Genomic DNA, 25,281 nt, shown 5'->3' with positions numbered 1-25,281 from the left:
AGATACGAGCCGACCTCCACCTCGGACTGCTCCAACTCGCCTGCAGCATCATCTGCTTGAGACGACTCCGAACCTCATTCTGAAATGATCAGTTAGTGCGCCACTCCCCCTTGAGCGAGAGGGCTGCACCGGGAGTCTGTCGCAGCTGTGTTGGCGCTTATCCGATCCTGGACGTTTGTGTGGGTTCCCCCGGTTGTTGGATGTGGGTGGCTGGTCCGGCTCATCGAGGAGAACAGTGCAGTTGTCTGGGACAGTCGTCGGCGCGGTCCCCGTAGGATGAATCACGCCGTCACCAGGCGATTTGGTGTCTCTTGCCGGGGCGTGGGTCGTGTGTGGTGCAGGGTGGCCGGAGGATGGTTCGTCCGTGCTTCGCGTGGAGGGCCGGGGGAGTGGCGCATCTTTGCCATGACTGCCCGGACGCAGGCGCGGTGCAGCGTGCGCTGGCGGTACGCGTTCCTCGGTGCATGGTCAGCAGGCGACTTGCCGGGCTGCGGCAACCGGCGGGGGTTGGATTGTCTGTGAGAACGAGTGTGTGCTGATCGTTGCGAGGGTCAGCGTCGCCATTTGCCTGCAGCCTGCGGACCGAGGCAGCCGTCACAGCTCCGGCAATGAACGAGTCCGGCTCCGAGAGGTGCGTGGAGGTGTGAGGGGCGACTTGTCGGCGGCGGAGTCTGTTACGGATCGCGGCATCCGTCAGGGTGGTGGGGGAGAGGTGGGTCTGTATGGCCGGGTCGGTTGTGGCCGCTTTCTGACGGTTGGTGGTTCGCTCGCCCTCGTTGCGGCGCTTGTGCTGTTGCTTGCCGATGCAGCAAGAGGGGCCATGGGGTGTCCCGTTGTCTGGGGCTGCTCTGGTTCTCGGTTCGCGCGAATGGTGTGAATCGATGCGGTGGCTACGCGGGTGGTGCTGGTTGCTGCGGGAGTATGCCGTGGCCGCACTTCACACCAACTCGAAGTCCTGAGTCTCTCCAGCCTGGGTCAGGGGTGGGACAAGGCCAGAGGCCGGCACCGGCCGTCGGTGGTCGCAGCACCTTCGTAGTCAGGTCGCCGCGCGACCGTCAAGGGCCCGATCGTCCGGGTTCGCAGGCTGCGGCCCTTCTGGACGCCGACGGCATGCTGGTGAGGCCGCACGGTGGAGGAGTCCACTGTGGTTCCCAGTCCAAGTCCTCCTTTCCCTGTGCTTGGGCGAGCAGACCGGTCCGCGGCCAGAGGCTGGCGATGGGGGTGCAGCAGGGCCATTCTGGGTCGTGGTGTCGCGTGCTCGTCGCCGTGTGCGCGGCAGATCGAGGCGGGCCCTGGCGGTTGTTGCCGCTGCAGGGGTGATGCGCTGGGTTGGGTTTCTTGCTATGCAGCCGTCTTGCGGGGCCTTGATGCGGCTTGGGCTGCTGGCCGGTTCGCTGGACGTAGGACGGAACGCTGTCGGAAGTGGTCGCAGCGGAAGGCCGGGACTGTGTGGCGGTGGAAAGTTGCCCTGCCTCCTTCGGGGGTTGGTGACGGTGAGGCTCGCGATTGCGGCCAGCCTCCGGGTTGGTTGTCATCGGATGCGTTGGTGGTGACGTCGACCGGCTGCTGATGCTGGAGGGGTGATTACGGCGTAATCGTGGCCGGTGTCGCTCGGACGGCCCTGTTCTGAGCAACGGGTTGGTCTAGGTAACGTGTCGATGGTGAGTTGAATCAAGGACGTTAGTATGGTGACCGCTATGAGTTCGCCAACAAGCTCCAAGGACCGCGAGAAGGTCGTGTCCAAGCTGCCGGGATGGCTCTGGCAGTCCCTCAAAGTCAGAGCCGCTCAGCACGGCATCGAGATCCAGGCCGCCGTCGAACAAGGCATCAGCGACTGGTGCGCCCTGGCGTCGGCCACGGGAAACGTCGACACCGCCGGCGCCGACTCCTTCTCCACCTTCCTGCCCGCCGGTCAGTGGGAAGACTTCCGTCAGATCGCAGCCGACCGGCGCGTCTCCCTCATCCAGGGTCTTGCCCAGTCCGTTCAGCTCTGGCTCGACACCCACCCGGCGCCGGACGTTCAGCGGCCGGTGATCACCCGTCGCATCGTCGTCTGCAACCAGAAGGGTGGAGTCGGCAAGACTGCCATCACCGCCGGACTGGGGGAGGCGCTGGCCGAGGATCCTGAAAGGCTTCACCCTGTCCGGGTCGCCAAGGCCCTCACCAAGGCTCTGCGGGCCAGCGAGACCCATGAGGCGGCCGAGGCGGGGGACGATCCTCTCGACATCGAGAACCTGCCCGGGCCTGGCCAGCGGGTCCTGCTCGTCGACTTCGACCCGCAGTGCCACCTGACCAACCAGCTCGGCGCCACTCCTCTGCCGATGAACGGCGACAGCCTCACCAACCACATGGCAGGCGACCCCAAGGGAGACCTGCGCGACCTCATCGTCTCCGTCGACGATGACACCTTCGACGGACGGCTTCATCTCCTGCCGGCGTGTCACGACGCGTTCCTTCTCGACGTGCGCCTGTCCGCCGTGCGGGCCCGGGAGGCCTCGCTCGAGCGTGCACTCGCTCCGCTCGAGGGTGATTACGACGTAATCATCGTGGACTGCCCTCCGAGCCTGGGCCTCAGCATGGACGCTGCCGCCTACTACGGGCGCCGCCGCGACGGCGAGAAGCCCGGGCAGTCCGGCGCTCTGATCGTGGTGCAGGCGGAAGACAGCTCTGCCGACGCCTACGAGCTGCTCACCACGCAGATCGACGACCTCCGCGGAGACCTCCAGGTCGACATCGACTATCTCGGCATCGTCGTCAACCTGTACGACTCCCGGCGTGGTTACATCGCGACCTCGTCGCTTCAGGGGTGGGTGGACATAAAGGATCCACGAGTCGTCGGACTCATCGGTGACCTCAAGGAACAGAAGGAAGCTGTCCGGGTGAAGAAGCCTCTGCTGTCCTATGCGCCCAAGTCCCAGCAGGCGGTCGGCATGCGTGCCCTGGCGAGGGAGGTTCTGTGAGCAAGGCCGATCAGCTCGGTGCCGGCCGGTTCGGTGGGGGAGTGCGGCCCGTCAGTGCGCGCCGGCAGGCCGTGGCCGCCGCCACGGGAGTTCCTACTGAAGGTGTCGCTCCTCCGTCGGAGCTTTCCGTCGACCGCATCAGCCTCAACCCGGACAATCCTCGTTCCGCGTTGGGGGACCTCGCAGATCTCGCGGGCAGCCTGAAGACGCACGGGCAGAAGCAGGCCATCACGGTCATGAACCGCGATGCCTATCTCAAGGTCAACCCCGATCGCGAGGCCGACCTCGAACCGGATACCACTCACGTCGTCATCGACGGCAGCAGCCGTCTCGCCGCTGCACGTGAGGCAGGGCTCGCCACTGTCAAGGTCATGGTCAGCGACGACCAGGGCGCCAACTCCGAGGAACTCCTCGAATCGGCTCTCGTGGCCAACATCCACCGCCGGGACCTGGATGAGCTCGACGAGGCGCGCGCACTGCAGAGACTTCTCGCCATCCACGGGAGCCAGCGGGCTATCGCCAAGCGCCTGCACCGTTCCCAGGGCTGGGTGTCTCAGCGACTGGCTCTGCTGAACCTGTCGCCCGAGCTGCAGGCTCGCATCGGTCAGGAGCCCATCGATCTGCTGCGCGCCGTGGGAAACAAGCCCATGGAGGAGCAGGAAGCGGCCTTGGCCGAGCTGAAGGCTGAGCGGAGCCGTAATGAGCAGAAAGCAGAGGTTGAGCGGCGACCGGACCAGTCGGCGGGGCGGCGGATCGCGGACACGCCTGCGGCGGAGTCGCAGGGGAGTGGTGCGGATGATTACGGCGTAATCACCGAGGAGGAAGCCGGCACCGTGTCGCGGGCCCGGTCGGCCGGGCGGCAGACGGCGGACACGCCCGTGGCGGAGCCGCGGGGGAGTGGTGCACGTGATTACGGCGTAATCACTCAGGACGAGTCTGGCAGTGTGGCTGGGACGCTGGTGGCCGACGGTACGGGGGAGTCTGCAGCAGCGGAGGTGATCCCTGAACCGCGCAGCACCGCGGCGTCCGCAGGTGCTTCCGGTGAGGGTGATGCCGGTCAGAGGCGCCGGGTTCACCAGGTGCCGTACGACCAGCCCGGTGCCTTGGCGATGCTTCTGGACCACAAGGTGGAAAGCGATGACCTGTTCTTCAGCCTGCTTCAGTGCCTGAGCGTCAGGGCGTTGGAACGGGATCCTGCCAGGCTCGACGCCCTGGCACGGTCTGTCATCGAGCAGACTGCTTCCCGCGTCGGCTGATGGCCGTCATCTCCGCGCTGTCCGGTGCAGCGGGGGAGCGGAGGAGCTCCCTGTCAGTTGCTTGGCTCCTGCGAGTTTGCGGCAGGAGCTGCGCATGCGGTGCTGCCGCGCCGGTGGGGGTTGATGCGAGGTGGGAGGCCGCGCGCCTGCCGGGCTGTGGGGGAGTGGAGGCCCATGCTGGTGTGGGCTTCCGTTCCGTGATTCCCCCGAGTCGGGGCGGAAGCCCGCCATTAAGCCGGGGTGGGCATTAGTTGATCACCCTTTACTGACGATCCGGGACAGTCGGCGGTTGTGAGCGGCCCGGCCTGGCGTGTGTCGTGCGAGTGTGGGGCCTGCTCGGTAGCGGGACTGGAACAGGGGAGTGGGACGTGGCTGCGGGGAACTCTCAGGTGCCCGAGGTGACCAGGGTGCACCGGGTGTTAATCGGTGTGGTGGTCTAAAGGAGCTCTCGTCCGTGGATCGTGTCCGACGAACTGTGGTCGTTGATCGAGCCGTTGTTACCGGAGCTGGTTGCCGGCCGGCCGCGGGTGCCGGACCGGCAGGCTCTGTGCGGGATGCATACGGGCATCCAGTGGGAGTACCTGCCCCAGGAGCTTGGCTTCGGCTCTGGCATGACGTGCTGGCGGCGCCTGGCCGTCTGGAACGAGGCCGGCGTGTGGGACCGGCTTCACGTCGTCCTGCTGCAGAAGCTGCGGGCGGCGAAGCAGTTCGACTGGTCCCGGGCGGTGATCGACTCCAGCCATGTGCAGGCCACTCGGCGAGGCCCAAAAACGGACCCGGCTCGGTCGACCGCGCACGCTCGGGCAGCAAGCACCACGTCCCCGTCGACGGACAGGGCATCCCGCTCGCGGTGTCGCTGACCGGCGGAAACCGCAACGACGTCACCCAGCTGCTGCCTCTTCTCGCCAAGGTGCCGTCCGTCGCGGGCCTGGTCGGGCGACCACGTCGGCGGCCGGACGTGGTGCTCGGCGACCGCGGCTACGACCACGACAAGTACCGCCGGCTCGTGTGGACCCTGGGCATCAAACCGGTGATCGCCCGCCGCGGCATCCCGCACTGTTCGGGGCTCGGAGTGCATCGGTGGGTAGTCGAGCGCACCATCGTATGGCTGCACGGCTTCCGGCGCCTGCGCGTCCGCTGGGAGCGTCGCGACGACATCCACGAAGCCTTCCTCGGCCTCGCGACGTGCTTGATCACCCACCGACACGTCCAACGCCGCTGTTAGGACCTCTTGGAGAGCATCTGATCAGCGTTCACCCGGATGTGAGTGGGATGTCCGTTTCGATTCGCCAGGTTGGTGCCGATTCTCCGGTGAGTTCGCGGGACATTTTGTTAGCCATGGCCCAGTGGATCATCGTCCGGGATCTCTGCGGCAGCGCTTCGTAGTCCCGCGCCAGACGGCGGTGCTGCATCAGCCAGCCAAAGGTCCGCTCGATCACCCACCGTTTCGGCAACGGCTCGAACCCCTTCGTCCGCGGCCGCTGCACCACCTCGACATCGATGCCCAGGGCGGCGCCGTGGTTGAAGATGCTGTTCTGGTAACCGCCGTCGGCCCAGACCTTGGAGACGTTGGGATGTGCCGCGGCCAGGTCGTCGAGGAGGAGCTTGCCGCCGGTTGTGTCGTGCACGTTCGCGGCAGTGACCAGGACGGCCAGCACCAGACCGAGAGTGTCCGTGATCAGGTGCCGCTTGCGGCCTTTGATCTTCTTTCCGGCGTCGATGCCCTGGCTGGTCTCGGCGACATTTGCCGAGGTCTTCACGCTCTGCGCGTCAACCCCGGCCGCGGTCGGCTCCGCGCGACGGCCATGGAATCGGCGGGTCTTGTCGCGTAACAGGTCGTGGACCTGCTGGGTGGTGCCGTCGGCTTCCCACTTCGCGTAGTAGTCATAGACCGTCTTGTACGGCGGGAAGTCGTGCGGCAGGTACTCCCACGGGATCCCGGTGCGGTTGACGTAAAGGATCGCGTTCACGATCTCTCGCAGATCATGCACCCGAGCTGCTGTTCCGGGCCCGGTCCGTCTCGCCCGCCAGGCGGTGAAGACCGGTTCGATCAAGGCCCAGCGGGCGTCGGACACGTCACTGCGGTACGGACGACGAGCACTCACGCCTCACCTAACGACCGCCAACAGCGCCAGTCGCAAAAGCATCCCAGAACACCAACTACCTAGATCAGATGCCCTCTTACTGAGGTTGAACTCGTGGAGTCGTGGGGGCTGACGGCTCGTCGCTCGTGCGGTATCACCGGGGTATGCGGTATCCACAAGGGGGCGGGCTGACCGCCGAACGGCAGCAGTTCCGCGAGGAGTTACGACTTAAGGCGGCCGAGCGGTTCGCCCGAGGTGAGGCGAGCTCGGTGATCGCCAGGGACCTGCGGGTCAGTGTCCGCTCGGTGCAGCGGTGGCGGCAGGCGTGGGACGAGGGTGGTCCGCGGGCTCTGCGGTCGCAGGGACCGGCGTCGCTGCTTCGCGCAGCTGGAGGCGGAACTGGCCAAGGGCCGGCCGCGCACGGCTGGGAGGACTAGCGCTGGACCCTGAGCCGTGTGAAGACGGTGATCGGCCGGTGCTTCCACCTGACCTACACGGTCCAGGGCGTGCGCAAGCTGCTGGTGCGGAACGGCTGGTCCTGCCAGGTTCCCGCCCGCCGGGCCGTGGAACGGGACGACGAGGCCGTGGCCGGCTGGGTGAAGGAGACCTGGCCCTGCGCGGAAGGCTCGCGGCGGCCCGTGGAGCATGGCTCGTCTTCGAGGACGAAGCCGGATTCTCCATGACGCCGCCGCAGGCGAAGACCTGGTCCCAGCGCGGCCGAACCCCGGTGGTGCGGGTCCGCGGCCGTTCCCGCAGACGGATCTCCATCGCGGCGCTGACCTGCTACAAACCCGGCCACCGGTCCCGGCTGATCTACCGGCCACGCCGGGACGACGGCCGACGCGACGGACGCAAGAGCTTTTCCTGGCGGGACTATCGCGACCTGCTGATCGCCGCACATCAGCAGCTCGGCGGCCCCATCGTGCTCGTCTGGGACAACCTCAACGTCCACAAAGCCGCTGAGCTGCGGGAATGGGCGGAAGCCCGGAACTGGCTGACCATCTACTACCTGCCTCCCTACGCACCCGACCTCAACCCCGTCGAAGGCATCTGGTCCCTCCTACGACGCGGCTGGCTCTCCAACGTCGCCTTCACCACCCCCGAACACCTCGACCAGCGCATCCGACGCGGCCTACGGCACATCCAGTACCGCAGCCGCCTCATAGACGGCTGCCTCACCGAGACCGGCCTGACCATCAGACCAGCCTGACCGAAAGCACGACATCGCGAGTTCAACGTCAGTAGTGCATGTACTCAGTACATACTGATCGACATGAGCACCCGCCACATCCTGCTCGGGCTGCTCGCCGCCGGTCCCAGCCACGGCTACGACCTCAAGCGACGGCACGACGAACGCTTCCCGCAGGCCCGCCCGCTGGCCTACGGGCAGGTGTACACGACCTTGCAACGGCTGGTCCGCGACGGACTGGCCGAGGTCGACGGCACCGACGCCGACGGCGGCCCCGAGCGCACCCTGTACCGCTCCACGGAGAAGGGCACCGCCGAACTGGCGCGCTGGGCCGGGGAGATCACCCCGCCCGCGCCCTTCGTCGCGAACGAGATCTTCGCCAAGGTCGTCGTGGCGATCCTCGCCGGCGGGGACCCGGACCGCTATCTGCGCGACCAGCGCGCCGCGCACATGGCGCGGATGCGCGAGCTGACGGCGGTGAAGACCGCCCCGGGCGCCGATCTGTCCACGGTGCTGTCCGCCGACTACGCCCTCACCCACCTCGACGCCGACCTGCGCTGGATGACGACCACCGCGCCCCGGCTGACAACACTGACCGCGGAGGTAGACCACAGATGACGGTCGACAACATCACCGCGCCGCTGCTCGCGGGCTGACCAAGGCATACGGCTCGGCGAGGCCGCTACGTGGCCCTCCGTCGAACTGGCGGCCGATGAGATCCTGAGCGTCACTGGCCCGAGTAGTAACGGCAGCGGCAGCCCACCCTGCTGCACCGCCTCGCTGGCATCGTCCATCCTTACGCGAGCGCGTTCAGCTACGGCGGCGAGCACCTCGACCAGCGCGTGTCTCCTTGTTGGTCGGTCCGCAACCGGCCGTGGCCCCGGCGACTTCTGAGGCTAGAGCGGCAGGAGCGGCTCGATCGGCGCCCACAAGTCGTCATCCACGATTCACAGCCGAGTACTCACAGCATTACGAACGGCCGAATCGTAATGCCGGTTACGCCCGACTAGGACATCTCACCAAGATCCTTTTACGAGTTCTTAGGCTGCTCGGACCTTGTCCGGCGGTGTTGGCCGCGTTGGTATGAGTGTGCTGTCAAAAGGGATATGTAAGCACCTTCAGCCGCCCGGCCCGGCGCAGTGTCGGGCGGCGTGTGGGCGAAGAACTCTTCCGAGGTCCCATTCTGTATGATTCTGCCCTCATTGATTACTGTGATGTGATTGGCCTCTTCGGCAAGATCGGTTACGTCGTGCGTGGACATCAGCACGCTTACTTCTGTGGTGAGACTGCGGAGGATGTCGCGGAAAACGCGCCGCTGATGAGGATCCATCCCAGCGGTCGGTTCGTCCAGGAGAAGGATACGAGCATCGTGGACGAGCGCAGAGGCGACACCGACACGCCGTAGCTGGCCCCCTGACAGTCGGCTTGTTTTGGTGTCTGCATGATCAGTGAGTTCAACGCGCTCGAGCGCGATCGCAGCCCTCGCCCAGGCATCCCGGCGATTCATCCCCTTGAGCCAGCCGGTGTAGGCCACGTACTCCCGGCAAGTCAGGGAAGGCATCGGCGTGACGTTCTGCGGCAGCCAGGCGACAGCGCGACGGTACGCCCTAGCATGTGATGGCATCCCGTCGAAAGTGACCGTACCGCTACGGGGACGGGCGACTGACGCGGCAAGTCTTAGGAGCGTTGACTTCCCTGCACCGTTTGGCCCCAAAAGAATTGTCATCCCTTGCTGCATCTGATAATTGAAATCATCCAGAATTGGCCTATGCCACCGACGGTAGAAATAGGTGCAGGAATCGATTCTGAGGGTCATTCTGCATTCCTTGCGGTTCGAAGTAGGCAGGAAAGACCTACGGTAAACATTATGAGTGCCGCAGCGGCTGCATGCGGAGCATCGGCCGGCTCGGGAACGACCGTCCACGGGTACGGGTCGCCTGCTGTCCGATAGCCAATGAACAGCACTGTCAACAGCCATGCTACTGGGGCCATGGCGGCGGCCTTGCCAACGATCGCGCGGGCGGTGAGCATGAACCCAGCCAGGAACAGCACGTTTCTCCCAGCGGCCGGCTGACCGACGGCATACCCTACGACCGCACAGATGATCACGAGGGTGATCGTCAGGGCCGCATCAAGGGTCGTTATACGACGTGTTCCGGAGACTTCCGGCGCGCGCAGTCTGGACTCCATACAGAACATCAACGCTGCTGTGACGATGACGGGTACAAACAACGCCAGCCGCGCGGAAGCCGTAGAGCCGCTGGTGAGCGATGGCAGGAACACCATTCGCTCACCAACCATGCCGATGACAAGGCCGAAGATGACAGTCGCCGCAGTGAGATGCGTATGGGCGCGTCGTGCCTTGATCCACCAGCGCATCAGGCACGCTCGCACGCGGCGACTACGATGCGCGCGAACCAGTCGGCCTGCTTTGAAACAGACAACGTTCGAACTCTTTTCACGTCTGCATGGACCAGGTCACGGTTGGCGGGGTTGCGGTCAAACTCCTCCGGGCTGTGATCCCACTGCTTCGCATACGCTTCGCCTTCCCCTGCAATGGTGGCCGCCCACAGAAGGGCCTCTCGCCTCAACTTTGGATCGGGCCTGTCGCACGAAAAGGGAACAGCAGCATTCACGAGCAGGTAGCGGACGTTGCCCACTTCTACGCCATGGGTCAGGCTGACGCGCCACGTGCTGGGGGTCGACCTTACGTGTCTACGACCATCGGCGAGGCTGTCGACGATGGAGTGGGGAGATACCTTGATGCCAGCCGCCTGGAAGTCACTGAGCACGGAGTCAACCTGCTTCTGAACTGCCGGAAGCCGGCCCGCACTGACTTGTGGCATGCAAACTACGGGTGCTTCGCCGGAGCATTGTATAGGCGCGTGGCCGCTAAGCACGGGGTCGTGCGGGCCCCAGCTTTCAACCATTCCGTAAGCTGTACTCATGCCACCAATCGCCAATGACATAGCGAGGCACGCGCGGATTATCACGTGTCGTATTGGCATCCAAAGCATGAGGGCACCCACGGCGATGGAACCGGTAAACAGAAGGTGTGGCACCAGAGACGAGAAGGGAACGATCTCACCAAAGGCGAGCGAATCGGTACGTTGGCCAGAAATGTGCCGATACCAGAACTCCGTGGACGTCACAGAGAAAGCGACGAGCACCCATGTCATCACGGCGACGAGGGGGGCCGCGAGCAGCCTCGGAACGCGTAGGCCGACTGTGAAGCCGAGGACGACATGCGCAACGCACAGCAATATGCCAAGGGTCAGGGGGCGCAGACTGTCGAGTGTCGGCGCAACGCCTTCCTTGATCAGACGGAGAGCGACAGCCAGGATGAGCATGAACCATGCCAGCGCCAGGACGGGGGAAAGAACATTCACCGCGATCCGGTACCGTGAGCGCACCGGAGCCAAGTCCCACACGGCGGCTTCCCTCAGTCGACCGCTTTCCCATGCTGCCAGAGCCGACGCAACGGCGTAGGCGAAGGCATACATAGGACGTAGTGCATCAGCGACGATCGCAGGCGCCCACCCATTGTAATCGTAATCGACCAGCCCAACTTCCCGAGCGGATGCGAAATAGAACAGGGTCAGGCCTACAGCGAATAGCGCGGCCCGAGACGCGCTCGCGGTGCGCAGATTAGTTAGAAGCTTCAAATTATTCCTCAGGCGGAAATATCAAGAAGGTGGAGGGGTATCCGTTACGGACACCCCTCCACCTGAAGAATTAGAAGATACTAGTCGGCCTTGGACGTATCGACGTAGATCTGATCCACATCCAACCTCGACCAGGAGTAGAAATGGTCATCGATATACTGTACCGAGAAGTAATAATACCCCGTACTCAAACCAGACCAGGTCCCCGTGCTTTTCCAGTCGCCATCGGACCCGCTGAAGCAATCGGTGAATCGCTTATTGCCGAAGGTGGGGTCGGGCTGCAAATCCAGTGACCGCCATAGCAGGACGTGCGTACTGGCATCCTCATTCGAATCACAGCGACTATAATTAATCTCGGTGTAACTCGAATCAAGCCACCGGCGCGACTCGGAGGCGATATCGATATCATCCCACTTGCTGTACCAGGACGGATCGTCCGCATGGGCGGCAGGCGCCACCGCAAGTAGAAGTGATGAGGCGAGTCCAGTAATCGTCGCTATTCGTCTCTTTTTAGGCATTAAGCCCCCCCCTTTTTTAAGCAGCCATTCTGACCGATAGGCCGGAAGGCAGCCTATGGCCAACACTTGTGTTGCGTCAATCTGACGAACGGGGCGTGGTGGTAAAGTTCTGAAATTGCCTTATTGAGAAAAAGCGACACAACCAGCTCATATGGGTCAGGATTGCCGTGTAGGGAAGCCTGATCTGCGCTGTTGAGACTGTCCAGCTCCGGGCCCCCTCCGTGCCGTCGCACAGGGCAAGTCCACCGACCGCGTCACTGAGAAGTGAGAACACCGGCCATGTCAGCAGCAGCCGAACTGCCCGTCGGAGCAGCCGAACTGCCCGTCGGCACCGCCCAACTGGAAAGCCGTGCCCCCAATCACCGCCGGGCCGTGTACCGACGACGGACGCATGTGGCTGGAGAAGGCAGCCGCCCTCCGCGCCGAAGTCGACCGCGCGGAGAAGACGTCTTCGTGGGCCACTTCAAGCACTGCTGTATCCGTGAGGGAGCGCACTGTTTCTACGGCTACCAGCCCGCCGACCGCAACACCGAGAAGTGAGGACGCATGCTGGCAGGGCGCGTGACGGAGCAAGTGGATCAGGCCGACGGAGTGAACTCTGTCCTGCGTGAGTCGAGCAGTGCCGCTAGAAGTCCGTGAACACGCCCGCAGCCGTAGCTGTCCACAGTGCCGTGCCAGACCAGGCAAGAAGTGTGCCCCGGACGAGGCCGGGCGCTCCCACCTGCACCGCGGGCGGATCCGTGACGCCCAGCAGGCCATGGAGCCTCTGCCGCCGCGCCGGCCTCCCGCCGGATGAGGACCGTGTCTTTATGGAACTGCAGCCGGGGCTGGCCGACACGCTCGTGGTGTCCTGGCACAAGGACGTCCTGAACGACCGTGCGCCTACTGGTAGCGGCCGGGACCGGCAAACGCGTCAAGGAGCGTGACGCGGGGGCGGGCATAACCAGTGCGCTGGGACGTCTGCAGCAGAATGGGCCACCAGGCATCCAAGTAGCGCTGATACAGGCGGTGTTTGACGGCTGTCGCCGGTTCCAGCTTCCATAACACACCCATCCCGGCCCCCTCCAGGTCGATGGGCGGGCATGTGCCGGCCGCACCCCTAGGCCATTGATGGTGAGAGCAACCCGGTTCGGTGTAAAGAGCACGTACGAGCCGTCCGCTCTCGTTTGTGCACTGCAGATACCGAAGCGCGGCGATGCTTCGATCGGTGGTTCGTGAGAGGCGGAAGGACAGGCCAACAGGCTCTTGCTGTGCCCGGTCAAACCACCTCTCCGGGACGCCGCCGGGCCGGTGGCCTCACCCGCGGCCGCGCACCACACCACAAACGATCATGATGCGACGCGCCGACCAGTCACTGTGGCAGGTGTCGCACACGCTCTTGCGCCATCCTCCCTGCCAGTCGTCGCGGGTGCGGATACGGCCGAGCGCGCCGCAGAACTCACAGGTGCGCTCCGCCTCCTCGTCGGCCGGGGCGATCAGACTCCCCAGGATGTCGCCGCTGCCCGGCGGCCCTTCCACGTAGACGCGCAGGCCGCCGAGCTTCTCTTTGAGGTCGAGGAGACGGTAGCCGGGAAAGGCCGAGCGGATCTGTTCACGCCCCAGCAGATGTAGCCAGCCCGGCCCCACTGCGTGGATCCGCACAGGGATCTGTACCGGGCGCGCATCAGGGGCAGCGGGGCCGTCAGCCATTGCCCCATCCTCGCGCACCGCGCGTTGCTGAGGCTCCGTGCTCTCCCAGTCGATGCTCTCCGACGATGCATGCATACACCTCGTTGAGCAGGCGCTCGCCAGCGGCGTCTGGCACGAGTTCTTCGTCGCTTGCCCCTACGACGAACTGGCCGACTTCCCGGGGCCCGACGACTACCAGACGTGGCTGCGTTCGCCGCCCCAGCCGTCGGAGCATGCACGCCGCGGCCAGGCGAAACGGGCTGCCCGGGTCCAGACCCAGGCCGGGCCTGGACCCGGCTACGAGCACGAGACAGACTCTCGATGGCAGAACGCAACTCACCGCGATGCCTCCGAGTCGGCCGACGTGGACGACCGCGCACACCGGCGGGGACCCGGGACGGAGGCCGCGCCGGTGTGCCGGCGCCCCGCTCACATCAGGCGCTGGGCACGCAACCGGGCCTTGGCACAACCGACCCGTCGTGACCATCCACCCGCTCTCGTTGTCAGTTCCCCTCCGTAGCCTTGGCACAGAGTCATCTGCGACAGGAGGGCAAGGTGGCCCGCAACTCCATCAATCAGCGCGCGATCGAGAAGCACCTCAAGGAGATCGCCAAGGGTTATGAACGCGCGGCCCGGCGAAACCCGATCCGCGTGCCGATCCAGATGGAGGCGTCTGCAGAAGGAGGCGCGTTGCCCGGCCGTGACACCGCCGAAGGCGCTCCGGTCCTGTCCCGGCTCCTGCTCTGGCTGGAGGAGCAGGCCCAGCTCAGTTCCGGAAGCTACGTCAACGTGACTCGGTTCGTGGAGGAACACCAACTGGATGGCGAGGACCCGTTGGTGCTTGCCTTCGAGTTAGAGAAAGACGACCTGGTCAAAGTGCTGCGCGCCTATGGGGGCATGCCTCACGTGCATCTCACCGACGCCGGACGCGCCGCGATCCACCGGTTGAAGAAGCTGCGGACAGACCGCGCCGCTCGTCTCCGCTGCACCATGGACGCCTTCCTGCGGTGGCTGTTCGACACCGCCGGCAACCAGCAGCCCGCCGACCCGGCCCTCTTTCTCACCTCGCCTGCTGCCTATTTCGCCGGGTCCGCCATTTCCAGCGACGATCTGCACGAGGCTTTCGCCCACCTGGTAGAGCACAAGCTGATCGAACTCATCGACACCGACCCGGCCACGCTCGCCATCACACCCCAGGGCGTCAGCTGCGCCCTGGCAGGAGGAAGCGTGCAGGACCACACCAACCAGCCCCGCCCCGGCACCACGTACAACAACTACATGCCGAACGCCAAGGGCGTCATCATCGGCGAGCAGCAGCACTTCACCCAGAACAACACCGACGGCGTCGACCCGACGCTGTTCGCCCAGCTTGCCGGGTACATCGGCCAGGTCAGCACCACCCTGGGCATGTCCGACGCGGACCGAGCCGAGCTGTCGCGTCCCGGCGCCTGGCGCGGTGATTTCGTCGTCCATCCCGCCGTGCGGGTCGCACGGCGCTCCGCACTCGCCGATCACCGCAACCTCGAGGGCGAGACGGCGTCCGCTCCCCACGCCGTCGACCATCCGGGCCGGGACGCCGCCCTGACCCCGGCGCAGCGGGCCGCCGCCGTCCAGGCCCACCAGCAGGCCGCGATGCCCGAGGAGTACCTGGAGGGCCGCACGACCGACCCGTTCACGGCCGGAGGCCCTGGCCTTGGCCGGGGTCGGGCTGCTGGCGCTGCTGCTCGTGCTCCTGGCGGTGCTGGTCGACCGGACTGGCCGGGTCGGCGGCCGGGGCTTTTCGGTCCTCCATGGCGCGGCGGCGGGTGTCGGCGGCGCGGGTGAAGGCGGCGAGCCGGTCCAGGTTCTTGGGTGTGCGCAGCCACGTCGCCGACCGCCCATCCCCGAAGCCACCCGGGAGCGGGGATGGTGCCGGGGACCGCCCCTTCAAGCACGGAGGCCCCCGTGGTTGCCCCGAAGCCGCCGAACCTTTCGCCGGAGCAGCGCGAGCGCCTGGAGCAGCTCGCCGACGCCACCCGGTTGCGCATGGCGCTGTACCCGTCGCCGAAGCCGCCACCCGTCCGGCACCGCTCCCGCTCCGGGCAGTACCCCGGTGGCCGGCCGAACCAGTGGCGCACCGCGCGGGGCCGCCGCCGGGGATGAGTGGACGCGATGGACTCCACCGCGCGCCCGTGCACGGAGGGGAGTGGCGACCACGGTGGTGCGGATCGGGCGGTCTATCCGGTGCGCTCCACCCGGTGGGGGAGTGCGGAGCACCCCGGCATCCGGTGCGCTCAATGCGGTGCATCGGGCGCACCGGCGCGCCCGCCGACGATACCGTGCACTCCCACCCACCGCACCCACCGCACCGGCGCGCCGCACGCTCCACCGGCGCGCGTCGGCATGGCCGCCACTCCCGCACGTTCCACCCGATGTGACCACAGGGGGTGACGGTGCATCGGATGCGGCGCACTCGATGCACCCCCCTTGACCATGTGTGCCGCCGGATTCCACCCAGCCCATCGAGTGGAGAGCAACCCTTGTCCACCCACGAGTTTTCGAGCGATCTTCGACGTTTCCCCTTGACCACGTCCGCTACCCCTCCGTGGGCGGCGCGTACCGAGCCCACGATGCACGGTGGCGGAGGGCAGATTTCTCCCTCCCGGCGCACCGTGCACCGTCACTGTGTGTAGAGGTGATGCATGGCGCGGACGATGCCATGTACTCCGCATCGCGGTGCGTTCCACCGAGTGAAAGCGCACGACATCGTCCGCACCGAGTGGAGAGTGGAGGCCACCGGATGCGGGTGGAGTCCACTCGGTGCGCTCCACCGGGTGGGGAAGTGCGTTACATCGTTCGCAACTCAACGCACCGTGCGGCGTGCCGGTCCGCACCCGCGCGCCACCGCACCGGACATGCGGTGCGGTGGCGCGCGTCGCCCACTGGCCGCCGTCCTCCCGCTCGGCTCAGGCCGCGGCCGCCCTGTACCGGGCGCCGGCATCGCCGCGGATGTCGGCGAGGAACTGGCTCACTTGGTCGACCTCCTGCATGCACTCGATCAGGAAACCGGCCGCGATCCACGCGGTGTGTGCCCCGGCGTCGTCCGCGAGGCACCACCGCTTGAGGTACCGGCTCGCCACCGTCGCCAACTGCCGCAGCGCGTACGCGGACTCGCAGTCGGCGTGCTCATCGGGCACGGCGGTGAGGTAGTCGGCCAGTAGCAGCGCACCGAACTCACCGATCAGCCGCGCCAGCTCGGGGCCGTCGGCGTGGAACTCCGCCAGTTCGACCTTGTCTTCCTCGCTGCCCTGCTCCTGCCAGACCAGTTCCACGTAGTCGGCGGCCCGCAGGATCTGCTCCGGGGCGAGCTGGGGCACCTCGGGTGACGTCGTCTCCATGACGGCTCCTTGCTGTTCGCTGGCCGGATGCCCGCTGCTCCCGGCCGATCGCCCTACGGTGCAGGCATTTGCCTGTGGATAGATTTCGGAGCTGGGGCGGGGCGGTGCTCGTGACGTCGATCACGGACAAACTCGCACGACAAGGGGGCGGTCAAGGAGGAATCGGACACGCGCCGTCGCTGATCGTCAGACGGTGGACAAGGGGTGCTTCCTCACGGTGGCCCCGGCCCGTGCGCACATTCGCGTGCGGGCCGGACGACCGCCGACCTGGCCCGCAGGCCGGAGAAACCGAGGACACCGTGCCCGCCGAACTCACGCCTGACCCCGCCCACGAGGACCGCGCCGCCCGGGACCGCCGGCCCTCCGACGACGTGAACCTGGTCCCGCAGGCCCCCTCCACGGGCCCCTCCATCGCCCCCTCCACGGCCGCTTCGCCCGCCCGGCGCGTATCCGCAGGTCAGCCCCGGAAGTCAAGGCCCCGCGACGCGTTCGACAACCCTCCTAGGTCGACACAGGTCTGGAAGCCGACCGGAGTGCGACGGAAGGAAGTGCTCAGGGCTCTGGGAATCTTCCAGCGGGCAACCGCCGATCAGCTCTGGCGGATGCTGCGCCCCACGGACCGGCACGACCGGATCACCAGGGACACCCTGAACGCGTTGAAGCACTCGGGCCTGGTCCGGGTGGAGACGCGACTGGAGTCGGGACACCAGCTGTGGGTGCTCACGGAGAAGGGCCACAAGGAAGCCAAGGCGCTGCTGCCGAAGACGGTGCGGATCTCCACGCTGCGCAAGCTCCGGCTCGATGCCAAGGGCCGGCCGGTGAAGGACGACGGCTACGACGAACACGCCGCTGCCGTCACCTCGACCGCCGCTGTGCTCACCGGGGCCGGGTACGGCACCCCGCTGTCCTGGCAGACCGAGATCGCCCACAAGCTGCCCTACGGCTACACCCAGTACGCCGACCTGACGATGCGCGCCCCGGACGCCGGGGTGCCCGCGATGCTCCTGGAGGTCGACCGCGTCAACGAGCCCGTCGACGAACTGGTGGACAAGCTGCGCCGCTACAACGACTGGTTCGAGCTCCTGGCGCCGAAGGCCGACGCCACCAAGGAGAAGGCGGCCCGGGGCGCGGCGGTGCACGACTTCCGGCTGTGGTCGCGGATCTATCCGGCGACGGGCCGCGAGGGGTACGTGCCGGTGGCGTTCGTGTTCATGGGGAAGACCGCGGCGCAGCGTGAGAGCCGGATGCGGCGGCTGGAGCAGGCCGCCCGCGTCTACTTCGCGGGCACCCCGCACCGGGGCGCAGGGTTCACGGCGGTCGACTACCACCAGGCGGTGCCCGTGGTCGTCACGGAGCTGGAGCGGATCACCGGCGACCCGGCCGGGGCCGCCGGGAAGGTGTGGCGACGGCTTGGGCGCGATGAGTGGCAGACGCTGTCCGAGGCCTTGGACAACCCCGACGGCGACCGGCTGTACCGGGTGGAGCTCCGGGAGGCCCGCCAGCGGCAGGCGGAGCGCGAGGCCGCGCACCGGGAGGCGCAGCGGCCGGTGTGCACCCGGTGCGGCAACAAATTCACCGACGACCGATGGCAGGAGACCACGCGGTCCTCGTGGCCTGGCGAGTGGGACCGGCTGTGCGGGCCGTGCGCGAAGGAGGCTGCCGACCGCGCGGAGGCTGGGCGCGTGGCGCGCCGCCAGGCGGAGGAAGCCGAACGCGCGGCGGCCGAAGTGCCGGTGGTGAAGCCGCGCAGCCGGTTCGGCATCGGGCGTCGCCGGTAGCCGGCGGCCTCGGAGGCCGGGGTGGTTGTCGGTGGTGGCTGCGAGGCTGGCCGGATGAACGCCGATGACGAGCAGCTGCTCCGCGGCCGGGTGTACGGCCACGACCACGACGACCCCCACCCCGGCCCGCTCCCGCACCGCACCTACGCCGAACTGGTCGGCGGGCCGCTGGACGGCCTGCTGCTGGACATCCACGGGTGGCGGACCGAGGAAGTCGACGACGGTGTCGCCCTGTCCACCGAACTCGGACGGTGGACCGGCGGCCGCGCCCTGTACGACCCGCGCCCCGGCGAACCCCGCACGCCCGGCCCGGGTGTGAGCTGCCGCTTCTACTACTCCGGCGACACACCCTGACCACAGGCCCGACCACGGCACCGGTCGCCCCGACCACAGAACCGTCCATGGCTGGTCAGCGGGGCGGGCTGCCGCCCGCAGCGCTACGAGCCGGGCTCCTGACGCAGGTCCAGGAAGCAGCGCAGCAGTACACCGGGCTCGCCGGGCTCCCGGGTCGTGCGGTCCGCCGGCGCGATGGCGCATCGCGTGGCGAGCAGCTCCTGGATGGCGAAGGCGGTCTCGTCATCGGCGGCCGCGACCTCCACTACGGCCAGGCCCGGCGCTGCTACATGTGCCTCGTTGATCTGCCTCATGCCTGGCACCACGCGCCGGCGTCCGAAGAGGTTCTCCTGCCGCCACGCCTTCACCCGACCGGGTACGCCGCCGGGCGCGCGGCTAGACGCGCGTGCTGACGTAGCGCAAGCCTGGGCCCCACCGCTCCATCACCGGGGCCATGCACCACTGGCACAGAGGGGAGCCGCCGCTGCCGTACTTGTGGGTCTTGCGCTGGCATCCGGCGCACAGGCCGACCCGGTCACCGGGGCAGACCAGCGCGGACGGGTCGGGCTCGGGGCGGGACAGTGGTCATCGCGGTTCCTGTTCCGGGCGACGTTTGCCGTCACCTCGCCCGCAGAATATCGGCCCGGCTGGCACTGCTGTTCGAACCGCGCCCCGATGCTGGCGCCGCAGCGCCAGCCGCTGCTCAGCTCATGGCGAGGTGCTGCTGTCTTCGCCGAACAACGGCACCTTCGCCGCGTCGATGTCCGGTCGGACAGCTGGTACCGGGCACGTATTCCAACCACGAGGTATTCCTCCGCGGGCGACGCGAAGATCCTCATGTCGGGGCGGGGAACGTTCATGGCTCTTCCCTAGACCACCGTCGTTCCGCCGACACCAGGTGCTGAAGGAACACGAGCCTCGGGCACCCGGTATGTTCCGTCTGTTGCAGCTTGATCTGTACAACTGGGCCTGGGATGGCGGAGGTTGGTAATGGGGGAAAGCCGTGTGCAGGCAGTTGCCCTTGGCAGCTGTCGGGCTCTGCTTGAGCGCTTACGCGTGTCGCCGGCCCTGTTGTGGGCGCCCATGACAACGGTGCTCGGCTATCTGGAGACATGGAGGGCACCTGACCTGCGGCATCCGGAGCTTGATCAGGATCGGTTGAACCACAGGTATCGGCAGCTGCTCGCGGTCGGTCTCGTCCTGGTGACTTCGCTGATAAGCCTGTGGAAGCTCGACCGTGACGCGTCGTCCTGGCGTGACGAGACGGTGAGCTATGCCGTGGCCAAGCGCACCCCAGGAGAGTTGTGGCTCCTGGTGCAGAACATCGATGCTGTCCACGGCCTGTACTACTTCCTTGCCCATCTTGTGCTTGGGGTATGGGACGACGGCGTCCTGACCTTGCGGGTCCTGTCGGTGCTCGGCACGGTGGCTGCCGTGTTGGGGGTCTACGCCATCGGGACCCGGCTCGGTGGCCCAGCAACCGGATTCTTGGCCGGAGTTGCTTTCCTGTGCGTTCCCCAGGTGCAGTTCTACGCGCAGGAGGCCCGCTCCTATGCGTTGGTGAGCGCCGCGGTGGTATGGGCGACGTGGTTCTTCGTGCGCGTGCTGCTGGACGGCCGGCGACGCTGGTGGGTCGGGTATGCAGGAGTGCTGTTGCTGGGCGGGTGGCTGCATGTGTTTTCTCTGTTGGTCATCCTCGCGCACGCCGTGACGCTCTGGAATGGCGGCCACCTGCGCCGTCTCGGACGCCGCTGGCTGGTGGTGACCGGCTTCGTCGGTTGTGCTGTGGCGCCGCTGGCTGTGGTCAGTGCCGGTCAGGCGTCAGCGCAGTTGGACTGGCTGGGCCGACCGAGTTTTCAGGACTGGCTGGGGTTCGTGGTCCCTGCTGCTGTGGCAGCCGCTTTGGGGATCGTGCTTCGTCGGCACGAGGCGGGCGAGACCAGGGCGGTAACGCTTTCGACGCTCGGCGTGCCGCTCCTGATCGTCCCTGCCGGATTCCTGCTCACGGTGTCCCTCGCACAGCCGTGGTACGTCGACCGCTACGTCCTGTACTGCATGTCCGGCCTGGCACTTGTCGTCGGCCAGGCCCTGCGGCACTGGCAACGGATCCTGCGGGTGGAGGCAGCTTCCGAGCGCAGGCGGCGCAAGCTGTACGCCACAGCAGCCGTGGCCTTCGCTCTCTTCTCAGCGCTCGGCCCCTGGTACTGGCAGATGCGCTCCGCCGCCAGTCGCACCGACACGGTGGAGAGCTATTGGGGGCTCACCGTCACCGTACCGGGAGACCCCGAAGCGGTTCTCTTCCAGCCCGCACGCCGCCGCGCATGGGTACTTGCCCGGCCTGCTGTTTTCGGGCCGCTCGACGACATTGCGCTGCAGCAGACGCCTGCTGCGTCCGGAACGTTGTACGGCGTCGAGGCGTCACCGGACGTCATCCGGCAGCGCATGCTCCAGCGTCGTGAAATCAATGTCTTGCGCGATCGTCCCGGTCAGCCCCTGGACAACACTCCCGCCGAGATCACCAAGAGAGCAGTCCTACGCCAGCACTATCAGCTCTGCTGGGTGATACCGGTCAATGGAGGCGAATCCGCAATCTTCATCCGCCGCGACGCCGCAGCGACGAACCCCCTGTGTGCGCCTGGGCGCGATATCTACAGCTGATCAGCTCAGGATCCGACTCAGCACGACCCCGAGTCTGTGACTGGTATCGGGCCGGATCGCGAGGTCAGGTACGTGCTCCAGTCGCGGGCTGCCCGGCGGGTCCACTGTAGGGCTGCGCTGATGCTGATGCCGAGGGTGTCGCTGAGCACTGACGCAGGCAGGTCTGCGGCCAGTGCGAGCAGAGCGGTGTTCCGGCTGGGGCGGGCGGGCAAGCAGTGGAGACGCATCTTGCGCGCGAGGGCGGGCGCTGAGCGGTGAGTCCCAGCGGCGTAGCCGGGGAGAAGCCAGCCCGGACGGGGTGTGATGCGACCCACCGCCGAGATCGGTTCGGTGTGGTCGGCCTGACGCTGCAGAAGCTGGTGGACGGCGGGCGGCAGTGCCACGGGATGCTCGCCTATGCGCAGGTGGGGCGTGTTGCCGCCCGTGAGGTCGGCGTGCGTGAGGACAGTGATTCGTGTGATCGGCATTCCGTACAGCAGCATGAGGGCCCCGGTCACCCGCACATCCAAGGGCAGCGCCTCCTGGTCAACGCCTCCACCGGCGGTGGCAAGTCGGCCACCCTGTGCTGCATCGCCTGCCAGATGCTCCACCACGGCTCGCTCGTGTACGTCCTCGACACCAAGCGGATTTCCCACCCGTGGGCCCACGGCATCGACGGCGTCACCTACTGCCGCGACATCGCCGACATCCACGACCAGCTCATCGAACTCGGGCAGCTAGGCCAGCTGCGCACCCGGATCGCTGACGAACTCGGCATCGACGCCGATCCGAAAGCCATTGGCCCCAGGGTGCTGATCCTCCTCGAAGAGATCAACGCCACCATGAAGCAGCTGGCCCGCTACTGGGAGAAGATCCGCGAGTCCGGCGACCCGAAGGTCTCCCCGGCCGTCGACGCGCTCAACGAGATCCTCTACATGGGCCGCCAGCTGCGCATGCACGTGCTCCTGGTCGCCCAGTCCGCCACCGCCCGCGCGCTCGGAGGCCCGGAGGTCCGCGAGCAGTTCGCCACCCGCATCCTCGCCCGCTACAGCGTCAACGCCTGGCGCATGCTCGCCCCCGAGGTTCACCCGGCGCCGAAGTCCACCAAGCACCACGGCCGCGCCCAGGTCGTCATCGGCGGCTCCGCCCGCGAGACCCAGGTGCTGTTCTTCACCGAGACCGAAGCCCGTGAGTGGGCCACCACCGGCAAGAAGGCCGCCGACGGCCCGAACCCCGCAGCCCTCCCCGCGCAGGCCAGCCCGGCGCGGATGCAGAAGCCGCCCACGCCTGACCCTCAGCCCGCTGCCGCGCCTGCGGACTCCCTCGCCAACGCCTGGAGCACCGCGCCGACCACGACCACGACCACGACCACGACCACGACCGACCCGGCCCCGGCTCCGGCCGCCGACCCGGGCAACCCGGCGGCGACGTCGCCGCGAGCCCCGGTCGATGACGACCAGGCGGTGGGACTCCGTGAGGCCCACGAGCGCCACCTGCCGGACATCACCGTCGCCGCACTGCGCTACGCCCGCGCCAACGACCGGACCTTCCCCAAGCCGGTCGACAAGCGCGGTGCCGAACTCCTCTACCGCGTCGGCGACCTCAAGAAGTGGGCCCGCAACCGGCCCCGCGCCGCCTCCGGGACCACCGAACTCGACTGACCGCCTCAACCCGCCCGGCGGCCGCGAACCGGGGGGACCTGTCCGGTCCGGCCGACACGATCCCCCAGCACTGATGAACACCCGGTTCACCAGGCACAGCACAGAAGAGGAACATCACGATGACGAACACGACCGCGCTCCCCAAGCTGCTCGCCTCACCGAGCCCGGCCTGCGCGAGCAGCTGGAGGCGCTGCCCGACTCCGCCGCACTGATCGGCCTCAGCACCGACGGCCGGGCCATCGCCGTCGACATCGACGCCGCCCCGCACATCCTGGTCTGCAGCGGCACCGGCGGCGGCAGCACGACCATCCTGCGCACCCTCACCGCCCAGTTCCTCCACCAGGGCGCCCACGCCCTGGTCCTCGACCACACCCGCATCGCCCGCCTGTGGGCCAAGGACCTGCCGACGGTCACGCACCGCGGCAACGTCGCCGGCATCCACGACGCTCTGGTCGGCCTCGGCTCCGAGCTGGAGCGCCGCATCGCCCTCGACGGTGACCTCGACGGTGTGCCGCGCCTGATGGTCGTAATCGACCGGGCCGACGCCACCCTGCGGCACCTCGACCGTTACTGGGAGACGTTCCGGCAGGAGGACGACCCGAAGCGGTCCCCGGCCATCGCCGCCCTCGAGGCCGTCCTGTACGAGGGGCGCGCAGCCCGCATCCACGTCATCTACGACGGATCCACCACCACCGGCAGCCGCCTCATCCCCGGCGCCTGCGAACAGTTCGCCACCGTCATCCTCGCCCGGGCCAGCGCCGGCACCTGGCAGCGGCTGGCCCCGATAGTCGACCCCGCCCTCAAGAGCAGCCCGCTCCCGGGCCGCGTCCACGTCGTCCAGGACGGCGACGCCCCCCCCGGCCCAGGTGCCGCTGATGATCGACGCTGAAGCCGCCGACTGGCTCACCACCCCGGCGGCTGGATAGCTCTGGCCCACATGCGCGGGTTGGGTGATTCATCGGACGTGCTCGGGTGGTGTCGTCAGAATTGGATCAGCAGGCGGCGCGGCCCCTATAAGCGGCATTCCGACAGCGATACGAGGGGTGCTGAGGACGGAGGTCGATGCGGCGGGGTGGAGCAGGCGTGCCGGGGTGTGATCCGTCCTGGTGGCCCGAGAGCTGCAGAAGGAAGGCACTTTCGTGAGCATGATCCAACCGGTTGCCAACGGGTTACGCACCGATCACCCGGTTCCCGGCCTGCCGTTCAGCAACGACGAGCGGTTGCTCCTGGACAATCCTGACGCGATCGAGCGGACGGGCCGTAATCAGGGCGAGGGGCTGTGGGGGCGCACGGACCGACTGCGCGGTGGGGGATGGGTGGCGTTCACCACCGAGACGAAGAACCGTGACTACGCCTGGGCGGTCCATCAGCACCCCGAGCACGGGCGGACCGTTCTACTGATCCGCGACAAGGACATGAGCGGCCTGCACCACGAGTGGATGTACGGGAACAACGGGTTCCTGTACCGGCATGGCGGCTATTGGTGGGACGGGACCCGCTGGTACCGGCCCCAGCTGGTCGTGGACCGCGCCTACGAGGGGTACGACGCGCGGCCGGTGGCGGACGCCGTCACCGTCACGGCCATAGACGTCCTGGCCCGCCCGGCGACGTCACACACCGCGCGAGTTGTGAAGATCGCCGACTTCAGGACGGTCAACTCCTGGCAGATCATCGCCGGCGGTGACGTGCCCAAGGACTCCACCAACGCCGACGGCGAGAAGACCAGCTTCACCTACGACGCGGCCGGCAACACCACCTCGGTGGCGCAGACCGGCACCGGCGGCGGCAACGTCTCCTTCGACTACAACCCCGCGACCCCGGCCTGCGGCGGTTTCGAGGGCCAGCGCTGCAGGGCGAAGACGAAGCTGACGTCGACGAAGACCGTCGTCACCGACTTCCACTACGACGCCAAGGGCAACCTGGAGCGGGTCCAGCCCCCGGCTCCGCTGGACAGGACCACCTTCACCTACGACGACCTGGGCCGCACCAGAACGGTCACGGACGCCCGCGGCATCACGGTCTCCTACACCTACGACAACCTCGACCGCATCCGCACGGTGACCTCACCGAACACGGTCAAGGTCGAGTACTGGTACGACGGCGACGGCAACCTGATGCAGCGCTCCGACGGCACGGGCACGGTGAAGTACGAGTT

Annotated in this window: 21 protein-coding genes and 1 pseudogene; 14 read left to right on the top strand and 8 right to left on the bottom strand. The window is 67.2% G+C overall.

Going from position 1 to position 25,281, the window contains the following annotated elements:
• Positions 1-1,697: 1,697 nt before the first annotated feature.
• From ACZ6KF_RS32490 to ACZ6KF_RS32480, 3 genes are all read left to right on the top strand, one after another.
• Positions 1,698-2,960 carry a ParA family protein gene (locus ACZ6KF_RS32490; RefSeq protein WP_469161012.1) on the top strand — a complete coding sequence of 421 codons (1,263 nt, stop codon included), beginning with the start codon at positions 1,698-1,700 and terminating at the stop codon, positions 2,958-2,960.
• The gene (locus ACZ6KF_RS32485; protein ID WP_469241689.1) at positions 2,957-4,216 is read left to right on the top strand and encodes a ParB/RepB/Spo0J family partition protein; all 1,260 of its coding nucleotides are present in this window, start codon (positions 2,957-2,959) and stop codon (positions 4,214-4,216) included. Before ACZ6KF_RS32490 ends, ACZ6KF_RS32485 begins: the two co-directional genes overlap by 4 nt.
• A gap of 458 nt (positions 4,217-4,674) precedes the next feature.
• A protein-coding gene (locus ACZ6KF_RS32480) for an IS5 family transposase (protein ID WP_469241693.1) occupies positions 4,675-5,441 on the top strand; the annotation gives its coding sequence in 2 pieces (ribosomal slippage) (positions 4,675-4,981 and positions 4,981-5,441; 768 coding nt in all).
• Positions 5,442-5,469: 28 nt separating this feature from the next.
• Here ACZ6KF_RS32480 and ACZ6KF_RS32475 read toward each other — a convergent pair.
• Positions 5,470-6,321, bottom strand: a complete 852-nt coding sequence (locus tag ACZ6KF_RS32475) for an IS5 family transposase (RefSeq protein ID WP_469241687.1) — start codon at positions 6,319-6,321, stop codon at positions 5,470-5,472.
• 143 nt (positions 6,322-6,464) lie between these two features.
• Between ACZ6KF_RS32475 and ACZ6KF_RS32470 the strand changes: the two are divergent.
• A pseudogene (locus tag ACZ6KF_RS32470) lies at positions 6,465-7,510 on the top strand (IS630 family transposase).
• 63 nt (positions 7,511-7,573) lie between these two features.
• The gene (locus ACZ6KF_RS32465) at positions 7,574-8,107 is read left to right on the top strand and encodes a PadR family transcriptional regulator (protein WP_469160642.1); all 534 of its coding nucleotides are present in this window, start codon (positions 7,574-7,576) and stop codon (positions 8,105-8,107) included.
• A gap of 412 nt (positions 8,108-8,519) precedes the next feature.
• Here the strand turns inward: ACZ6KF_RS32465 and ACZ6KF_RS32460 are convergent, their stop codons facing one another.
• The 4 genes from ACZ6KF_RS32460 to ACZ6KF_RS32445 all read right to left on the bottom strand — a co-directional run bounded on the left by ACZ6KF_RS32460 (position 8,520) and on the right by ACZ6KF_RS32445 (position 11,672).
• Positions 8,520-9,305 carry an ATP-binding cassette domain-containing protein gene (locus tag ACZ6KF_RS32460; RefSeq protein WP_469160643.1) on the bottom strand — a complete coding sequence of 262 codons (786 nt, stop codon included), beginning with the start codon at positions 9,303-9,305 and terminating at the stop codon, positions 8,520-8,522.
• Positions 9,302-9,868, bottom strand: coding sequence for a hypothetical protein (locus tag ACZ6KF_RS32455; RefSeq protein ID WP_469160644.1), 567 nt, complete (start codon positions 9,866-9,868; stop codon positions 9,302-9,304). Before ACZ6KF_RS32455 ends, ACZ6KF_RS32460 begins: the two co-directional genes overlap by 4 nt.
• Positions 9,868-10,992: a DUF7224 domain-containing protein gene (locus ACZ6KF_RS32450; protein ID WP_469160645.1), complete on the bottom strand. Its 1,125-nt coding sequence runs from the start codon at positions 10,990-10,992 to the stop codon at positions 9,868-9,870. Before ACZ6KF_RS32450 ends, ACZ6KF_RS32455 begins: the two co-directional genes overlap by 1 nt.
• A 242-nt stretch (positions 10,993-11,234) precedes the next feature.
• The gene (locus tag ACZ6KF_RS32445) at positions 11,235-11,672 is read right to left on the bottom strand and encodes a hypothetical protein (protein WP_469179486.1); all 438 of its coding nucleotides are present in this window, start codon (positions 11,670-11,672) and stop codon (positions 11,235-11,237) included.
• A 607-nt stretch (positions 11,673-12,279) separates the two neighbouring features.
• Between ACZ6KF_RS32445 and ACZ6KF_RS32440 the strand changes: the two genes are divergently transcribed.
• On the top strand, positions 12,280-12,468 hold the full coding sequence (locus ACZ6KF_RS32440) for a zinc finger domain-containing protein (protein WP_469179484.1): 189 nt from the start codon (positions 12,280-12,282) through the stop codon (positions 12,466-12,468).
• A gap of 500 nt (positions 12,469-12,968) precedes the next feature.
• On the opposite strand, the gene ACZ6KF_RS32435 is transcribed toward ACZ6KF_RS32440, so the two are convergent.
• Complete coding sequence (locus ACZ6KF_RS32435) at positions 12,969-13,361, bottom strand: hypothetical protein (protein WP_469179482.1); 393 nt, start codon at positions 13,359-13,361, stop codon at positions 12,969-12,971.
• Positions 13,362-13,895: 534 nt separating this feature from the next.
• Between ACZ6KF_RS32435 and ACZ6KF_RS32430 the strand changes: the two genes are divergently transcribed.
• On the top strand, positions 13,896-15,164 hold the full coding sequence (locus ACZ6KF_RS32430) for a hypothetical protein (protein WP_469241685.1): 1,269 nt from the start codon (positions 13,896-13,898) through the stop codon (positions 15,162-15,164).
• Positions 15,165-15,284: 120 nt separating this feature from the next.
• Complete coding sequence (locus ACZ6KF_RS32425; RefSeq protein WP_469160649.1) at positions 15,285-15,482, top strand: hypothetical protein; 198 nt, start codon at positions 15,285-15,287, stop codon at positions 15,480-15,482.
• Between the two features lie 803 nt (positions 15,483-16,285).
• Here the strand turns inward: ACZ6KF_RS32425 and ACZ6KF_RS32420 are convergent.
• A complete protein-coding gene (locus tag ACZ6KF_RS32420) occupies positions 16,286-16,717 on the bottom strand; it encodes a hypothetical protein (RefSeq protein ID WP_469160650.1) in 432 nt (143 codons plus the stop codon).
• Positions 16,718-16,791: 74 nt separating this feature from the next.
• On the opposite strand from ACZ6KF_RS32420, the gene ACZ6KF_RS32415 reads away from it, so the two are divergent.
• Together ACZ6KF_RS32415 and ACZ6KF_RS32410 are read left to right on the top strand one after the other, a co-directional pair.
• The gene (locus ACZ6KF_RS32415) at positions 16,792-18,495 is read left to right on the top strand and encodes a replication-relaxation family protein (RefSeq protein WP_469241683.1); all 1,704 of its coding nucleotides are present in this window, start codon (positions 16,792-16,794) and stop codon (positions 18,493-18,495) included.
• Positions 18,496-18,549: 54 nt separating this feature from the next.
• Complete coding sequence (locus ACZ6KF_RS32410) at positions 18,550-18,849, top strand: hypothetical protein (protein ID WP_469160652.1); 300 nt, start codon at positions 18,550-18,552, stop codon at positions 18,847-18,849.
• A gap of 83 nt (positions 18,850-18,932) precedes the next feature.
• Here the strand turns inward: ACZ6KF_RS32410 and ACZ6KF_RS32405 are convergent, their stop codons facing one another.
• Positions 18,933-19,142, bottom strand: coding sequence for a DUF6207 family protein (locus ACZ6KF_RS32405; protein ID WP_469241680.1), 210 nt, complete (start codon positions 19,140-19,142; stop codon positions 18,933-18,935).
• 769 nt (positions 19,143-19,911) lie between these two features.
• Between ACZ6KF_RS32405 and ACZ6KF_RS32400 the strand changes: the two genes are divergently transcribed.
• The 4 genes from ACZ6KF_RS32400 to ACZ6KF_RS32385 all read left to right on the top strand — a co-directional run.
• Positions 19,912-21,486 (top strand): glycosyltransferase family 39 protein, encoded by a 1,575-nt coding sequence (locus ACZ6KF_RS32400; RefSeq protein WP_469241678.1) that lies wholly within the window; start codon positions 19,912-19,914, stop codon positions 21,484-21,486.
• 332 nt (positions 21,487-21,818) lie between these two features.
• Positions 21,819-23,126, top strand: coding sequence for an ATP-binding protein (locus ACZ6KF_RS32395; protein ID WP_469241676.1), 1,308 nt, complete (start codon positions 21,819-21,821; stop codon positions 23,124-23,126).
• Positions 23,127-23,199: 73 nt separating this feature from the next.
• On the top strand, positions 23,200-24,015 hold the full coding sequence (locus tag ACZ6KF_RS32390) for a hypothetical protein (protein WP_469241674.1): 816 nt from the start codon (positions 23,200-23,202) through the stop codon (positions 24,013-24,015).
• A gap of 256 nt (positions 24,016-24,271) precedes the next feature.
• Positions 24,272-25,281: RHS repeat domain-containing protein (locus tag ACZ6KF_RS32385; protein ID WP_469241691.1), on the top strand; the 1,010-nt coding region annotated here is incomplete at its 3' end.

This window comes from Streptomyces sp. NPDC046379, assembly GCF_055587785.1.
The sequence above is the reverse complement of the archived record's forward strand: the minus strand, read 5'-3'. Positions and strand labels throughout refer to the sequence as shown.

What these genes read in the sequence shown, in the direction of transcription:
- ACZ6KF_RS32490 (WP_469161012.1), top strand. Translation starts at nt 1,698, where the DNA reads ATGAGTTCGCCAACAAGCTCCAAGGACCGCGAGAAGGTCGTGTCCAAG.
- ACZ6KF_RS32465 (WP_469160642.1), top strand. Translation starts at nt 7,574, where the DNA reads ATGAGCACCCGCCACATCCTGCTCGGGCTGCTCGCCGCCGGTCCCAGC.
- ACZ6KF_RS32460 (WP_469160643.1), bottom strand. Translation starts at nt 9,305, where the DNA reads ATGACCCTCAGAATCGATTCCTGCACCTATTTCTACCGTCGGTGGCAT.
- ACZ6KF_RS32455 (WP_469160644.1), bottom strand. Translation starts at nt 9,868, where the DNA reads ATGCGCTGGTGGATCAAGGCACGACGCGCCCATACGCATCTCACTGCG.
- ACZ6KF_RS32450 (WP_469160645.1), bottom strand. Translation starts at nt 10,992, where the DNA reads ATGTATGCCTTCGCCTACGCCGTTGCGTCGGCTCTGGCAGCATGGGAA.
- ACZ6KF_RS32445 (WP_469179486.1), bottom strand. Translation starts at nt 11,672, where the DNA reads ATGCCTAAAAAGAGACGAATAGCGACGATTACTGGACTCGCCTCATCA.
- ACZ6KF_RS32435 (WP_469179482.1), bottom strand. Translation starts at nt 13,361, where the DNA reads ATGGCTGACGGCCCCGCTGCCCCTGATGCGCGCCCGGTACAGATCCCT.
- ACZ6KF_RS32420 (WP_469160650.1), bottom strand. Translation starts at nt 16,717, where the DNA reads ATGGAGACGACGTCACCCGAGGTGCCCCAGCTCGCCCCGGAGCAGATC.
- ACZ6KF_RS32410 (WP_469160652.1), top strand. Translation starts at nt 18,550, where the DNA reads ATGAACGCCGATGACGAGCAGCTGCTCCGCGGCCGGGTGTACGGCCAC.
- ACZ6KF_RS32405 (WP_469241680.1), bottom strand. Translation starts at nt 19,142, where the DNA reads ATGAGGCAGATCAACGAGGCACATGTAGCAGCGCCGGGCCTGGCCGTA.
- ACZ6KF_RS32400 (WP_469241678.1), top strand. Translation starts at nt 19,912, where the DNA reads ATGACAACGGTGCTCGGCTATCTGGAGACATGGAGGGCACCTGACCTG.
- ACZ6KF_RS32390 (WP_469241674.1), top strand. Translation starts at nt 23,200, where the DNA reads ATGAACACCCGGTTCACCAGGCACAGCACAGAAGAGGAACATCACGAT.